General features: G+C 69.3%; 13 protein-coding genes. 4 read left to right on the top strand and 9 right to left on the bottom strand.

The annotated features are described in order from the left end of the window. Window positions 1-101 precede the first annotated feature (101 nt). Entirely contained in the window at window positions 102-1,004 is a 903-nt protein-coding gene (locus ACIA5H_RS32520) for an SDR family NAD(P)-dependent oxidoreductase (protein WP_379253352.1), read from the top strand. Between the two features lie 60 nt (window positions 1,005-1,064). On the opposite strand, the gene gatA is transcribed toward ACIA5H_RS32520, so the two are convergent. Beyond that, window positions 1,065-2,558, bottom strand: a complete 1,494-nt coding sequence (gene gatA / locus ACIA5H_RS32515) for an Asp-tRNA(Asn)/Glu-tRNA(Gln) amidotransferase subunit GatA (protein WP_364429299.1) — start codon at window positions 2,556-2,558, stop codon at window positions 1,065-1,067. After that, window positions 2,555-2,854: an Asp-tRNA(Asn)/Glu-tRNA(Gln) amidotransferase subunit GatC gene (gatC, locus tag ACIA5H_RS32510; protein ID WP_067797657.1), complete on the bottom strand. Its 300-nt coding sequence runs from the start codon at window positions 2,852-2,854 to the stop codon at window positions 2,555-2,557. Before gatC ends, gatA begins: the two co-directional genes overlap by 4 nt. Window positions 2,855-3,169: 315 nt before the next feature. Between gatC and ACIA5H_RS32505 the strand changes: the two genes are divergently transcribed. Continuing rightward, a complete protein-coding gene (locus ACIA5H_RS32505) occupies window positions 3,170-3,820 on the top strand; it encodes an amino acid-binding protein (RefSeq protein WP_355078799.1) in 651 nt (216 codons plus the stop codon). 41 nt (window positions 3,821-3,861) lie between these two features. Here ACIA5H_RS32505 and ACIA5H_RS32500 read toward each other — a convergent pair whose 3' ends face one another. The 3 genes from ACIA5H_RS32500 to ACIA5H_RS32490 are packed head-to-tail and all read right to left on the bottom strand — an operon-like array spanning window position 3,862 to window position 6,024. Further along, a complete protein-coding gene (locus ACIA5H_RS32500; RefSeq protein WP_379253350.1) occupies window positions 3,862-4,386 on the bottom strand; it encodes a GNAT family N-acetyltransferase in 525 nt (174 codons plus the stop codon). Window positions 4,387-4,436: 50 nt separating this feature from the next. Next, window positions 4,437-4,760, bottom strand: coding sequence for a hypothetical protein (locus ACIA5H_RS32495; protein ID WP_355078797.1), 324 nt, complete (start codon window positions 4,758-4,760; stop codon window positions 4,437-4,439). A gap of 19 nt (window positions 4,761-4,779) precedes the next feature. Beyond that, entirely contained in the window at window positions 4,780-6,024 is a 1,245-nt protein-coding gene (locus ACIA5H_RS32490; protein ID WP_355078796.1) for an ATP-binding protein, read from the bottom strand. Between the two features lie 223 nt (window positions 6,025-6,247). Between ACIA5H_RS32490 and ACIA5H_RS32485 the strand changes: the two genes are divergently transcribed. Then, on the top strand, window positions 6,248-6,796 hold the full coding sequence (locus tag ACIA5H_RS32485; protein WP_397079637.1) for a Uma2 family endonuclease: 549 nt from the start codon (window positions 6,248-6,250) through the stop codon (window positions 6,794-6,796). A 109-nt stretch (window positions 6,797-6,905) separates the two neighbouring features. After that, entirely contained in the window at window positions 6,906-7,259 is a 354-nt protein-coding gene (locus ACIA5H_RS32480; protein ID WP_397079635.1) for a hypothetical protein, read from the top strand. On the opposite strand, the gene ACIA5H_RS32475 is transcribed toward ACIA5H_RS32480, so the two are convergent. The 4 genes from ACIA5H_RS32475 to ACIA5H_RS32460 all read right to left on the bottom strand — a co-directional run bounded on the left by ACIA5H_RS32475 (window position 7,246) and on the right by ACIA5H_RS32460 (window position 12,874). Further along, entirely contained in the window at window positions 7,246-8,292 is a 1,047-nt protein-coding gene (locus tag ACIA5H_RS32475; RefSeq protein ID WP_397079633.1) for an S-adenosylmethionine:tRNA ribosyltransferase-isomerase, read from the bottom strand. The two genes, ACIA5H_RS32480 and ACIA5H_RS32475, sit on opposite strands and share 14 nt — an antisense overlap. Further along, window positions 8,289-8,984: an SDR family NAD(P)-dependent oxidoreductase gene (locus ACIA5H_RS32470; protein ID WP_379253347.1), complete on the bottom strand. Its 696-nt coding sequence runs from the start codon at window positions 8,982-8,984 to the stop codon at window positions 8,289-8,291. The genes ACIA5H_RS32475 and ACIA5H_RS32470 overlap by 4 nt, the downstream gene beginning before the upstream one ends. Before the next feature lie 68 nt (window positions 8,985-9,052). Then, the gene (gene ligA / locus ACIA5H_RS32465; protein WP_397079631.1) at window positions 9,053-11,167 is read right to left on the bottom strand and encodes an NAD-dependent DNA ligase LigA; all 2,115 of its coding nucleotides are present in this window, start codon (window positions 11,165-11,167) and stop codon (window positions 9,053-9,055) included. Between the two features lie 588 nt (window positions 11,168-11,755). Next, a complete protein-coding gene (locus ACIA5H_RS32460) occupies window positions 11,756-12,874 on the bottom strand; it encodes a methionine synthase (protein ID WP_397079629.1) in 1,119 nt (372 codons plus the stop codon). Window positions 12,875-12,905: the final 31 nt, after the last annotated feature.

The raw sequence follows: 12,905 nt of genomic DNA, 5'->3' as shown, positions 1-12,905 counted from the left end.
CCTTTCGAGCCTCGACCGAAGCAAAAACCCATCAGCTACACCCCACCACCCTGGGCATCCAGGGCACCAACCCCAGACACCTACAAACTTAGGGATCACCCATGACCAGAACGTGGTTCATCACCGGCGCAAGCCGCGGACTCGGCCGCGCCTTCACGACGGCCGCGCTCGCCGAGGGGGATCGCGTCGTCGCGACCGCCAGAAACCCGGAGGCCCTCGCGGGCATTGCCGACGACCGCCTCACCGTGTTGCCTTTGGACGTTCGCGACCGCGCCGGCGTGATCGCCGCCGTGGACAAGGCGTTCGCGCTGACGGGCACGATCGATGTGCTCGTGAACAACGCGGGTTACGGCTTGGTCGGCGCCGTGGAGGAACTGACCGAGACACAGATCCGCGACCAGATGGACACCAACTTCTTCGGCGCCCTCTGGGTTTCCCAAGCGGCGGCGCCCCATCTGCGCACGCAGGGTTCGGGACACATCGTGCAGATCTCCACGGTCGGGGCCGTGGGCAGTCTGCCCCTGTTCGGACTGTACAACGCGAGCAAGTGGGCACTGGAGGGATTCAGCGCCTCGCTCGCGGACGAACTGCGCCCCTTCGGCATCCGGGTCACGCTCGCGCAGATGGGCGGCTTCGACACCGACTGGGCCAAGTCGAGCATGCGATTCGCCAGCGGCATTCCCGCCTATGCGCCGGTGCGCAACGCCATCCTGGGCATGCCGGACTACCCGGCCGAGGCGACCGGAACGGAGTCGACCGAAGCCGAGCCGGCGAACACACCGAACGAGCCCGCCGCTCCGGTCGAATCGGGCACCGACACCGAGCCCGAGTGGATCGAAGCGCCTCCGGAGGTCGGCGCCGCGGGTCTGATCGAGTTGGTGAACATGCCGAACCCGCCGCTACGCAAGATCATCGGGCCTGGCGCGCACCAGATGGTCGCACTCGCGTTGGATCAACGACGCGCCGACTACGCCGGCGACCCCGAATTCACCTGGCCCGCCTGATTGTTCACCGAGCCGCTCGGCACCGCGGGTGCGGTGAGCCGAGCGGGTCGGTGCGAAATATCAGGCGACGGGACCGCGGGCGGCCTCGTAGGCCGCGCCCACCCGGTAGAGGCGATCGTCGGCGAGCGCGGGGGCCATGATCTGGAGGCCGACGGGCATGCCGTCGTCCTTGCTCAGCCCGGAGGGGACCGACATGGCGGGGTGACCGGCCAGATTGGTCGGGAGGGTGCACAGGTCCGACAGGTACATGGCCAGCGGATCGTCGACCTTCTCGCCCAGCTTCCACGGCGTGAACGGGCTGGTCGGCGAGACGAGCACGTCGACCTGCTCGTAGGCCTTGTCGAAGTCGCGGGCGATCAGCGTGCGCACCTTCAGCGCCTGGCCGTAGTAGGCGTCGTAGTAACCCGCCGACAGCGCGTAGGTGCCGATCATGATGCGCCGCTTGACCTCGGGGCCGAACCCGGCCGCGCGCGTGGCCGCCATGACCTGCTCGGCGCTGTGCTGACCGTCGTCGGCGACGCGCAGGCCGTAGCGCATCGCGTCGAACCGCGCGAGGTTCGACGACACCTCCGACGGCATCACCAAGTAGTAGGACGACAGCGCGTATTCGAAGTGCGGACAGGACACTTCGATCACTTCGGCGCCGAGATCCTTCAGCACCGCCACGGCGGCGTCGAAGGAGGCGAGCACGCCGGGCTGGTAGCTGTCGGAGTGCAGTTCCTTCACCACGCCGATCTTGACGCCGCGAAGATCGCCCTGCGCCCCGGCGCGCGCGGCGGCCACCACCGGCGGCACCGGCACGTCGCGCGAGGTGGAGTCGCGCGGGTCGTATCCGGCGATCACCTCGTGCAGCAGCGCCGTGTCCAGCACCGTTCGACCGCACGGACCGCCCTGGTCCAGCGACGACGCGCACGCGACCAGGCCGAAGCGCGACACCGTGCCATAGGTGGGTTTGGTGCCGACGGTGGCGGTGACGGCCGCGGGCTGGCGGATCGATCCGCCGGTGTCGGTGCCGATGGCCAGCGGGGCCTGGTGCGAGGCCAGCGCCGCCGCGGAGCCGCCGCCCGAACCGCCCGGGATGCGGGTGGTGTCCCACGGGTTGCGGGTGGGACCGTAGGCGGAGTTCTCGGTGGAGGAGCCCATGGCGAACTCGTCCATGTTGGTCTTGCCGAGGATCGGGATGCCCGCCGCGCGCAACCGCGTGGTGAGGGTCGCGTCGTACGGCGACACCCAACCCTCGAGGATCTTCGACGCACAGGTGGTGGGCATGTCCGTGGTGGTGAACACGTCCTTGAGCGCCAACGGAACTCCGGCCAGCGGCGAGGCGGGCTCGGCGCCGGAGGCGATCGCGGCGTCCACCGCGGCCGCGGCCTCCAGCGCCTGCTCTCCCGCGACGTGCAGGAAGGCGTGGTACTCGCCGTCGACCGCGGCGATCCGGTCCAGGTGCGCCTGGGTGACCTCGACCGAGGACAGCTCGCGGCCGTGGATCTTGTCGGCCAGCTCGGCCGCCGACAGCGTCGTCAAGACGGAATCGTGATGCGATGCTGCGCTCATTCGCCCTCCCCCAGAATCTGCGGCACCATGAACCGCTGCTCGTCCACGGCGGGCGCGCCCGACAGCGCCTCCCGCGGGGTCAGGCCCGGCACCACCTCATCGGGACGGGTCACATTGGTCGCCGGGTTCGGCGACGCCGTAGCCGGGACGTCGGCGGCGGCTACCTCGGAAATGGTCCGCACGTGGCTCAGGATCGAATCCAGCTGTCCGGCGAACTGATCCAGTTCCGCGTCGGACAGCGCGAGCCGGGACAGCCGGGCGAGGTGTGCGACCTCGTCGCGGGAGATGGCGGGCACCGCGGGACCCCTTTCGGCTTCGTTATCAACAGTGCTCAACCCACACAGCCTAGCCACCGGGGACCGGGTCACCACCCGGCACCCGGGCTTCGTCGGCGCGGCGGAGGAACCATCGCCCAGCAGGCCCCCGGCAACCCCCTCCGGCGCGCGACACGGCCGCTCGGACTAGCCCGACACGCCGGTTTCGCGCGAATTCATCGAGTGGCGCGCGTCACTCGCCGGTCTTCGACTCGATAACCGGCCGTAAGGGGTGTAAGTATTGCGTCACCCGGGTATCCGTTCAGAGCCTCGGCCGCCCTAAGAAAGGAAACGCACGTGTCGTATCTGCTCCGCGTGCAACTTCCGGATCGACCGGGAAGCCTCGGTGCGCTCGCCCTCGCACTCGGCTCCGTCGGTGCCGACATCCTCTCGCTGGACGTGGTCGAGCGCGGCGCGGGCTACGCCGTCGACGATCTGGTCGTCGAGGTCCCCTCCGGCGCACTCCCCGACACCCTCATCACCGCCGCCGAATCGATCGGCGACGTGCACGTGGACTCGATCCGCCCGTACTCCGGCGTGCTCGACACCCATCGCGAACTCGAACTCATCGATCATGTGGCCAGCGCTCGCGACGACCGGATGCAGGTGCTGGTGGACGGTGTGCCGCGGGTGCTGCGGGTCGGCTGGAGCACGATCATCGACATCGGGCCGCACGGCGCCTACCGGGTGGTCGGCAGCCCGAGTGCGCCACAGACACAAGCGGGTTCGGCACCGTGGATGCCGCTGGAGAAGCCGACGGTGCTCGACCCCGAAGCCGACTGGGTGCCCGAGATCTGGCGGGACATGGACACCAAACTCGCCGCCGCTCCGCTCGGCAACACCGGCAAGGTCCTGCTGCTCGGCAGGCCGGGCGGCCCCGACTTCCGGCCCTCCGAGGTGGCCCGGCTCGGCTACCTCGCCGGGATAGTCGCCACCGTCCTCGGCTGATTCACAAGCGGCGCAGCGGATTCCGCGCCACGGACGACTACCTAGGCGGAATCGCCAGAAGGGCCGAGCGGTAGCCGGAGCACATGCAGCAGCTCCCCCGCGGGAGTACGCCAGTCCCGGCTCGGTACGGGGAGGAAGCCGAAGCGATCGTATATCCGCCGGGCGTCGACCATGGCGGCCATGGTGGTGAGGGCGACCGCCGCGCAACCTTCCGCGCGGGCGAGATCGAGCACGCTGCGCACCAGTGCCGTCCCGGCGCCGAGTCCGCGCGCGGTCTTCGCGACGGCGAGCATGCGGAACTCGAGTTCACCCGGCAGCGCGATCTCCGCGTACGGATTACCCGCGGGTGCGACCGTCAGCGAGCCGACGATCCGGCCCGCGTGCGTGGCGACCAGGACCCGGGCCGAGGCGGCGCGGCGGGCGGTGTCGGCCAGCTCGCCCGCGTACCAGCTGCCCGCTTCCACGTAGCTTTCGCCGACGTAGACCTCCACCGTCAACTCGCCGATCGTCGCGTACTCCTCGGGCCGCGCCGCCCGGACGACGACACCCGCGTCCCGCTCATCCATACCCGGCATGATGCCATCGACCATAGTGTGGGCTACGGCACGGCGACCGCTCAGCCGGGACGAGAAATCTGCCAGCGGTCGGGCTTGCCCGCCGGATAGACGACGGTGAGCAGGTCGCCGATCGACGGCCAGGAACTCGTGTCCCAGGCGAAACGGCCGTACACGACCTTGCCGGAGACAGAAGGACCGCTCAGATTCCCGGTGATGGTCACGTACTGTTCGCCCGTCGCGTCGGGGCGCGGGCTCACACCGGTGACGTACAGCGTCCCCTCCTCCGGGTTGGCCGGGCGGTAGCCCCGCTTGCCGCGGATGGTGAACACGATCAGCGACACCAGCACCGCGGTCAGGGTTACCAGCGCGACGAACTCCAACATGCCCCCATGCTAAGTCGCGTCACACCGGCGTGAGCTCGCTGGCGCCCTGAGCCGTGCGCCGGACCTGCCAGACCGATGTGCGGGTGCGTTGCGATCGTCCGTTGCCCCGATCGATCAGCGTCCGATTGTTCGTGGTGAAGATCAACTGCGCCCCGCGCGCATTCGTCTCCGGATTCTGGAACAGCTGGATCAACCGATCGGTCTCCTCCGCGGGCAGGCACGCGCCGATGTCGTCGACGGCGAGTACACGGCCCTCGTCCAGCGCGTCGAGCATGGCGGGCAGGACCCGCAGCAACGACAGCGTTGCGGAGGATTCGTCGCCGATGCCGAACGGGGCGTCGATGCCGTCGTGCACCAGGCTCAGACCGACACCGCGCCGGGCCACCATGCGCGTGTACAAGGCGTCGCGCGCGGCCTTCAGATTGGTCAGCTCACGTTCGAGCAGCACCGGGGTCAGGCCGTTGTCGCGAAGCAACTGGTCGGCGTGGCCGGGCGAGGAGGCGCACAGATCGATCTGCTTGCCCAGACCGGCGATGTCGGCGTCCAGATCACGCAGGTAGTCGGCGTACAACGGGTCGTGTTCGGCGACGAGCAGGTCGGTGATGCCCAACTCGGCCGTGCGCAGCAGCATCAGCAGCCGCGCCGCGTTGTCCGGGGATCGGGAGATGTGACTGCCCAGCCGATGGGCGATGGCGTCGGGTTCGGCGGGACCGCGCTGCACTTCGAGCATGGAATCGAACCAGCGGTAGGCGGGCACGAGCGCGTCGGAATACATCTGACCGGCGAGGCTGAGCAGCAACGCGTTCGGGCGGACCAGCGGAGCCAGGGCGGTGATCCCGTAGCGCGCGGCCTCGAACATCGGGCCGATCTTGATCTGTTCCCCGTTGCGCTCGAACACGATTCGCTTGCGCGAGCGCGGATGGGTGTGCAGCCATTCCGCCGTCACGTCGGCGTTGTCCAGCCGGAACCCGTAGGTATACGGCACGCCCTCGGCGACGAACGCCGCCACGAACTCCGAAGGCCGGTCCGGGAATCCGAGGTGCGGCGCCCGCACCGGGCCCGCGTACGGGTCCCACCCGGTCACCGAGTGCAACACCGCGTCGCGCATCTGCCCGAGCGCGTCGATCAGGTTCGTCTTGCCCGCAGCGGCGCCGCCGTGCACGGCGGTCACCGGCACCGCCACCGGCCCGCTTCCTCTGGTGAGCCGCAACTCTTGCTCGTCGGCCAGCGATCTGTGATTGGTCACCTGAAAACTGCGCAGCATGCCGCCATACTTCCGTCTGTGGCATGGGTGGGCGACATCAGGCCGGTAGCGTCCGCGATCCGCGCCTGATCTTCCCCCACGTCGGCGACACGCGCACCGAGCCCACACACGGTTCGCCGAAGGCTCGAACGTCCTCCCTCTCTTTGTTCGATCACGAGCATTACCTGGGCGAACAGGTCTGCGACCGATGGCTGCGCGATCGGCGGCACGGTACCCTGATCGCATGACCGAGGCTTCGATCGCCTACCGCTGGACGCGCAGCGAGTTCCTGCGCGCGTGGGAGGCGGGCGCGTTCGACCATCGTGTCGAACTCGTCGAGGGGGAGGTATGGGCGGTGGTTATCGGGTCGTGGCACGGCCGAGCGGTGTTTCGCATCGCGCGGGAGCTTCCGACCAAGGGGGTCGAGGTGACCAGCGAGACGCTGCCCACCGCCCAGTCGCTACCCGATCCCGACTGCTGGGTACTGCGGGCAGACGCGGATCAGGTCGATTTGATCGGTTCGAAAATCGCTGTGTGGGATCCGGCTGATGTGCTCCTGGTCATCGAAATCTCCGACGAAACGGTGATGCAAGACCTCGGAGTCAAAGCGAAACTGTATGGCCGCGCCGGGTATTCGACCTACTGGGTAGTCACGAGAACCGTGATCTACGAGCACACCGAACCGATACCCACGGGTTACCGGACTCGCAAAGAGTACCGGCCCGGCGACCACATCCCGCTCCGCTATGCGGACACCACCATCGCCGTCGACAACCTGCTGTTTCCGGAGTAGCTCGACAGCAGTCGCCAGGACAGCAGGCGTGATAGCGGGTTAGCATGCCTGCACGCTGCGGTCTTGCCGCGGCGTACTGCCGAAGTTGTTCGATGGGATGAGGGTAACGATGGGATCGACGGTTCGTCGCGTAGTGGTCGGAGGCTCCGCCGTCGCCGCGCTCGCGCTGGGCTCGCTGACCTTGGCGCCGGAGGCGGTGGCGGACGCGCCGTGTCCGGAGGGCACCGCACGCGTGTTCCTGGCCAACAGCACGAACACCTGCCAGGGCGGAGGGACGGTCAGCTACGACCCGCCCGGCGTGGTGTCGAAGGTGTGCTCGACGGCGAGCGCCGACGTGTCCGCCGAGGCGACGTTCAAGAATCGCCGCGGCAAGATCATCACCCAGAAGCTCGACCTGAGCGACGGCCGTTGCGGGCGGTTCGACATCGCGGGCCAGCTGGGCGCCACGGTCACGGTCCACTGAGCGGGTCACGCCCGAACAGCAGAGCGCTGTCGCCGAACTCGTGCCACAGATAGCCGGTGTCCACGGCGGCGGCATACGCGGCGGCGACGGTTTCCTCCCCCGCCACTGCTACCAGGAGATCCAGGTGTGACGCGCCGGGCGCGTGCCAACCGGTGATCAGACCATCCACCACACGAGCCGGTCGCCGTGCGCCGAGCACCAGATCGGTCCACCCGCGCGACGCGTGGACCAGTCCCGCCGGGTCGGCGGCGGTCTCCAACGCCCGCGTCACCGTCGTGCCCACCGCGACGACCCGCCCACCGGCGGCTTTCGTGTCGTTCACCAGCCGCGCCGTCGAGGCGGCAACGGCGAACCGTTCCGGGCTCGGCGGTTCCTCGGCCTCGGGCGAGGAGACGCCGGTATGCAGGGTGATCGGCGCGAGAGCAACCCCTGCGGTGATCAGATCCAACACCACACGCTCGGTGAACGGCCGTGCCGCGCTCGGCATTTCCGCGCTGCCCGGCACCCTGCCGAAGACCGTCGTGTAATAGGCCGCCGACCACCGCTGCGGCACATAGGCATACGTGATGGGGCGGGCGTGTGCGGCGAGCAACCCGAACACGTCGCCGGTGACGTCCGCACTCCAGAGACGACGTCCGCCGGGAAGCCAGGGCGCCCGCAGTGTGGCCGTCGCACCCGGCAATCGCAACACGGTCCCGGCCGAGAGCCGCTCGGGCGGATAGGGAGTGCGCTCGGTGGTCCGGACCTCGACCACCCAGCGGCCGTCGTCCAGCCAGGTGGAGAAATGCAGCACGACCGGCTCGCCGTCCATCGTGGCGTCGACCGCCGACGACATGGTCGCCGAGTTGTTCACCACCAGAAGGTCGCCCGGGCGCAGGCGGTCGGGCAGCTCTCGGAATCGGGCGTGCGTCAGACCGTCCTCGACGACGAGCAAACGGACCTCGTCGCGCGCCATCCCTCTCGCCTCGGGCGGGAGGGTGGCGTTGCGATCCGGGGACAGATCGAAGAACGGCAGTTCGGTCCGCACCGTCATGACGCCCGCCCGGCCACGAAATCCGCGGCGGCATAACGCCCGCTCTTCGGCTTCTCGGCGAGCAACCGCAGCAGCGCGGGCACCACTGTCGCGGGCTCGGGCCGGTCGGAGATGTCGACGCCGGGAAACGCGGCCTGATGCATCTCGGTACGCATGTCGCCGGGATCGAACGCGTAGATGGACAGGCCCGGATGTTCCGCACCGAGGATCGCCGTGAGCTGGTCGAGCGCTGCCTTCGACGAACCGTATCCACCCCACGTGGGATACGGCTCAACCGCGGCGTCGGAGCTGATGTTCACCACGACGCCGTCCGGCCGCAGCAGCGGCAGCACGAGCCGCAGAATGGCCAGTGGCGCGACGACATTCGTGCGCAAGACGCGCTCGAACTCGTCGAGTGGATAGTCCGCGAGGCCCAGCAACGGACTCGGCCCGAGACGGCTGGCGTTGTTCACCACCAGAGCGAGTTCCCCCGCACCGCGCGCGGCGTCCGCCAACCGGGCCCGATCCGCCGGATCCGTGACGTCGCCGGGGACCGCCTGGAACGACGGCCCGAGTTCGGCGGCCACCCGCGTCAACCGGTCGGCACGACGCCCCGTCCCCAGCACCCGCCACCCTTGTTCGATCAGCGCCCGCGCGAGCGCAGCGCCGAATCCGGCCGATGCGCCGGTGATCAGTGCGGTAGCACGAGACATGATGACCTCCTGGTAGTCGCCTACCAGTCGATCCTCATACCTCAACGTACCTTCAGGTCAAGCGCCGATCACTCCTCGGCTTCGGCGTCCTCCGCGGCCGTCTCCGGCGTGACCGCCTCGGGACCACCGGCCAGCAGCCGCTGGAACCCCTCCTCGTCGAGAATCGGCACACCGAGTTCCTCCGCTTTGGCGGCCTTGGACCCCGGCGCGTCACCGATCACCACGAACGCGGTCTTCTTCGAAACCGAACCGGCCGCCTTGCCGCCGCGCACCAGGATCGCCTCCTTGGCGCCGTCGCGGGTGAAGCCTTGCAGCGAACCGGTCACCACGATGGACAGACCCTCCAAGTTGCGCTCGATGGATTCGTCCCGCTCGTCTTCCATCCGCACACCCGCGGCCCGCCACTTCGCCACCACGGCGCGGTGCCAGTCGACGGTGAACCACTCCGCCACCGCGGCCGCGATGGTAGGGCCCACGCCGTCGGCGGCGGCCAATTCCTCGACCGACGCCGCCTCGATGCGGTCCAAGCTGCCGAACTCGGCGGCGAGCGCCCGCGCCGCGGTGGGGCCGACGTGCCGGATGGACAGGCCGACCAGCACCCGCCACAGCGGCCGGTTCTTGACCGCGGCCAGGTTCTCCAGCAGCCGCTTGCCGTTGGCGGAGAGGCTGCCGTTCTTGTTGGCGTAGAGCGACGTGGTGAGCAGCGTCGCCTCGTCCAAGTCGAACAAGTCGCCCTCGTCGATGATGGCGCCGGACTTCAGCAGATCGATCGCGCCTTCGTAACCGAGGGCCTCGATGTCGAAAGCGCCGCGGCCTGCCACGTGGTAGACGCGCTCGCGCAATTGGGCCGGGCAGAACTGCTGGTTCGGGCAGCGGATGTCGGCGTCGCCCTCCTTCTCCGGGCGCAGTTCGGTGCCGCACTCGGGACAGTGCGTCGGCATGACGAACTCGCGCGCGTCCTCGGGGCGCGCGTCCACCACCGGCCCCAGCACCTCGGGGATCACGTCACCCGCCTTGCGGATGGTGACCGTGTCGCCGATCAGCACGCCTTTGCGCTTGACCTCGGCCGCGTTGTGCAGGGTGGCCATCGCGACCGTCGACCCCGCGACCGACACCGGCTCCATCACCGCGAACGGCGTCACCCGCCCGGTGCGGCCGACGTTCACCTGGATGTTCAGCAGCTTGGTCGTCGCCTCCTCGGGCGGGTACTTGTAGGCGATCGCCCAGCGCGGAGCGCGCGAGGTGGAGCCGAGGCGGCGTTGCAGCGCGGTCTCGTCGACCTTGATCACCTGGCCGTCGATCTCGTGCTCGATGTCGTGCCGGTGCTCGCCCCAATACGCGACCCGCTCGATCACCGCGTCGATGCCCTGCACCCGTCTGGTGTGCTCGGACACCGGCAGGCCCCACGCGGCGAGCGCGCGGTACGCCTCGTATTGCGAGGTCGGCGTGTAGCCCTCGATCCGGCCGAAGCCGTGACAGATCATGCGCAGCCTGCGCCGCGCGGTGACCGCCGGATCCTTCTGCCGCAGCGAACCGGCCGCGGTGTTGCGCGGGTTGGCGTAGGGCGGCTTGCCCTCGGCCACGATGGCGGCGTTGAGCGTCTCGAAATCCTCCAGCCGGAAGTACACCTCGCCGCGGACCTCCAGTAGTCGCGGGATCGGGAACTCGTCGCTGGGGTTCAGCTCGCCGGGGATGTCATCGATGGTGCGCGCGTTGAGCGTCACGTCTTCACCCGTGCGTCCGTCGCCTCGGGTGGCGCCACGGACCAGCCTGCCGTTCTCGTAGACCAGGTTCAGCGCGACGCCGTCGATCTTGACTTCGCACAGATAGTGCAGGTCCGGCCCGGTCTCCGCCTCCACCCGGGCGGCCCAGGCGCGTAGCTCGTCGACGTCGAACACGTTGTCCAGCGACAGCATCCGCTCGAGGTGGTCGACGGCGGTGAAATCGGTCGCGAACCCACCGCCGACCAGCTGGGTCGGCGAGTCCGGCGTGCGCAGGTCCGGATGCTCGTCCTCCATGGCCTGCAACCGCCGCAACAGCGCGTCGAACTCGCCGTCGGAGATGATCGGCGCGTCCCGGACGTAGTAGCGGAACTGATGCTCACGCACCTCGTCCGCGAGTTGCTGCCAGTCCACCCGCTGCTCTGGCGTCGCCGGGGCCGCCGCGCTCTCGCTGTCACTCACCCATCGCACATTAGCGGAGGCCACCGACAGGGAGCCGCCGTGTTCGCGCACGTCGCCGCCCTGGCGCACACGAATTCCGGCCGGTCCGTTTCTCGGCGCGAGCACCGCGTTCCGGCGGTGTGGCGGCATCGACGCGCGGCATGCCCGTCTCGACGGTGTGGCGCCCACACCGGCAGATCGAGTCGAGAGCTGTCATCCAGGCGAACAGACCTGACCCGAAGGTCCGGACAATATGATGACGAAGCCGAACCCACACATCATGGCGAGAACTCCGGAGCCGCTCGACAAGAATCGAAGTCGGCTGATCCGATGGCGATGAGCCGATAGATCAGCCAGCAGAGCGAACCCGGCGACCAGCATGGTGCTCGCGCCGGCGATTTGAAAACCTTGCGCCGCTCTGAACGCCCCTTCGCGTGCGGCGCTATCGCAGTAATCCATGAGCCCGTCGGTGAAAAGTAAATATCCACCCAGGTAGATGGCCGGGCCGAGCAGGATCCCCAGATCAGGGCCTTCCCGAACTGCCCGCGACCGAGCTTGTTCCCGTCACGAAACTGATCGGCCTGGGCGGGGATTTGCGTCCGGGGAACGTCAGGAGAACGAAAGCTCCTCCGGCTCCTCGGCATACGCCCGCGCGACGTCCGCGGCCAAGCGCAGCGCTCGTCTGCTCCACTCCAGCGGCGCGCCCGCCAGTCCGCATGCCGGGCTGACCGCGACCCGCTCCGCCAGCGTGCGGCGGCCGAAGCCGAGCCGATCGATCAGCCGCACGCCCGGTTCGGCGAAGGTCCGCCAGGTGACCGTCGTGGCAGGCGCCTCGGTGGGGACGACACCGAGCACCAGCTGCTTGCCCGCTTCCAGGGCCTCCCCGACCTCGTCGAGTTGCCCGGTGCCGATGATGCTCAGATCGAATCCGATCCCCGCGGCGGCGCTGCGGCGCAGCGCACCGAGCGCGGGCGGCTCGGCGCAACTGTGCACCAGCACCGGCGCGGACTGGGCGGTGATCACCGCGTCCAGCACGGCCAGCGCTTCCGGTTCGGGCAACGCGCGCACGGTGTTCAGCACGCTCACCCCGCGCAGGGAGCCGTCCAGCACGGCGGTCAGCGACGGTTCGTCCAGCTGCACGACGACCTGCGCGCCGAGCCGCTTGCGCACCTCCGCCACGTGCTGCGCCAGCCCCTCGGCCAGGGACTCCGAAAGGTCGCGCACCGCGCCGGGATCGGTGAGCACGCGATGACCGCCGGGCAACTCGACCTGCGCGGCCAGCGTCAGCGGGCCCGCCGACTGCACTTTCACCGTCCGGCCGCGACCGGACAGGCCCGCGTTCTCCCACGCTTCCTCGAGCGCGTCCAGATCGGTCCGCAGCAGGTCATGGGCGCGTCGCGAGACCGAACCCGGGCGCGGCGCCAGCCGATAGCCCCTGGAGGTGGTGTCGAAACGCAGATCGACCAGCAACGCGGAGGCGCGGCCGACCAGGTCCGCGCCCGCGCCCCGACCGGGCAGCTCCACCAGGTGCGGTAACTCACCGAGTTCGCCGACGATGGTCGCGGCGGCCTCGCGCGGGTCGGTGCCCGGCCAAGAGCCGACGCCGGTGGCGACGCCGCCTCGCAAACACACCGGCTCGGCGGTCACGTCCGTCCCGCCGTCTCGCGTCACGTCATCCGTGCCGGTCTCGTACACCGTTACCGCACTCCATCCGATCGATTCCGCCATTACGAGGCCCGCCGTCCTCGACGGTCACAGC

The sequence above is a fragment of the Nocardia sp. NPDC051900 genome (genome assembly GCF_044452545.1).
Lineage (GTDB): Bacteria > Actinomycetota > Actinomycetes > Mycobacteriales > Mycobacteriaceae > Nocardia > Nocardia sichangensis.
Note: the sequence above shows the minus strand (reverse complement) of the source record. Positions and strands in the feature narration are given on the sequence as shown.

Excerpts from the sequence above, each read along its gene's own strand:
- ACIA5H_RS32460 (WP_397079629.1), bottom strand. The coding sequence starts at position 12,874 with ATGGCGGAATCGATCGGATGGAGTGCGGTAACGGTGTACGAGACCGGC.
- ACIA5H_RS32470 (WP_379253347.1), bottom strand. The coding sequence starts at position 8,984 with ATGTCTCGTGCTACCGCACTGATCACCGGCGCATCGGCCGGATTCGGC.
- ACIA5H_RS32500 (WP_379253350.1), bottom strand. The coding sequence starts at position 4,386 with ATGGATGAGCGGGACGCGGGTGTCGTCGTCCGGGCGGCGCGGCCCGAG.
- ACIA5H_RS32520 (WP_379253352.1), top strand. The coding sequence starts at position 102 with ATGACCAGAACGTGGTTCATCACCGGCGCAAGCCGCGGACTCGGCCGC.
- ACIA5H_RS32495 (WP_355078797.1), bottom strand. The coding sequence starts at position 4,760 with ATGTTGGAGTTCGTCGCGCTGGTAACCCTGACCGCGGTGCTGGTGTCG.
- ACIA5H_RS32485 (WP_397079637.1), top strand. The coding sequence starts at position 6,248 with ATGACCGAGGCTTCGATCGCCTACCGCTGGACGCGCAGCGAGTTCCTG.
- gatA (WP_364429299.1), bottom strand. The coding sequence starts at position 2,558 with ATGAGCGCAGCATCGCATCACGATTCCGTCTTGACGACGCTGTCGGCG.
- ACIA5H_RS32490 (WP_355078796.1), bottom strand. The coding sequence starts at position 6,024 with ATGCTGCGCAGTTTTCAGGTGACCAATCACAGATCGCTGGCCGACGAG.
- ACIA5H_RS32480 (WP_397079635.1), top strand. The coding sequence starts at position 6,906 with ATGGGATCGACGGTTCGTCGCGTAGTGGTCGGAGGCTCCGCCGTCGCC.
- ACIA5H_RS32475 (WP_397079633.1), bottom strand. The coding sequence starts at position 8,292 with ATGACGGTGCGGACCGAACTGCCGTTCTTCGATCTGTCCCCGGATCGC.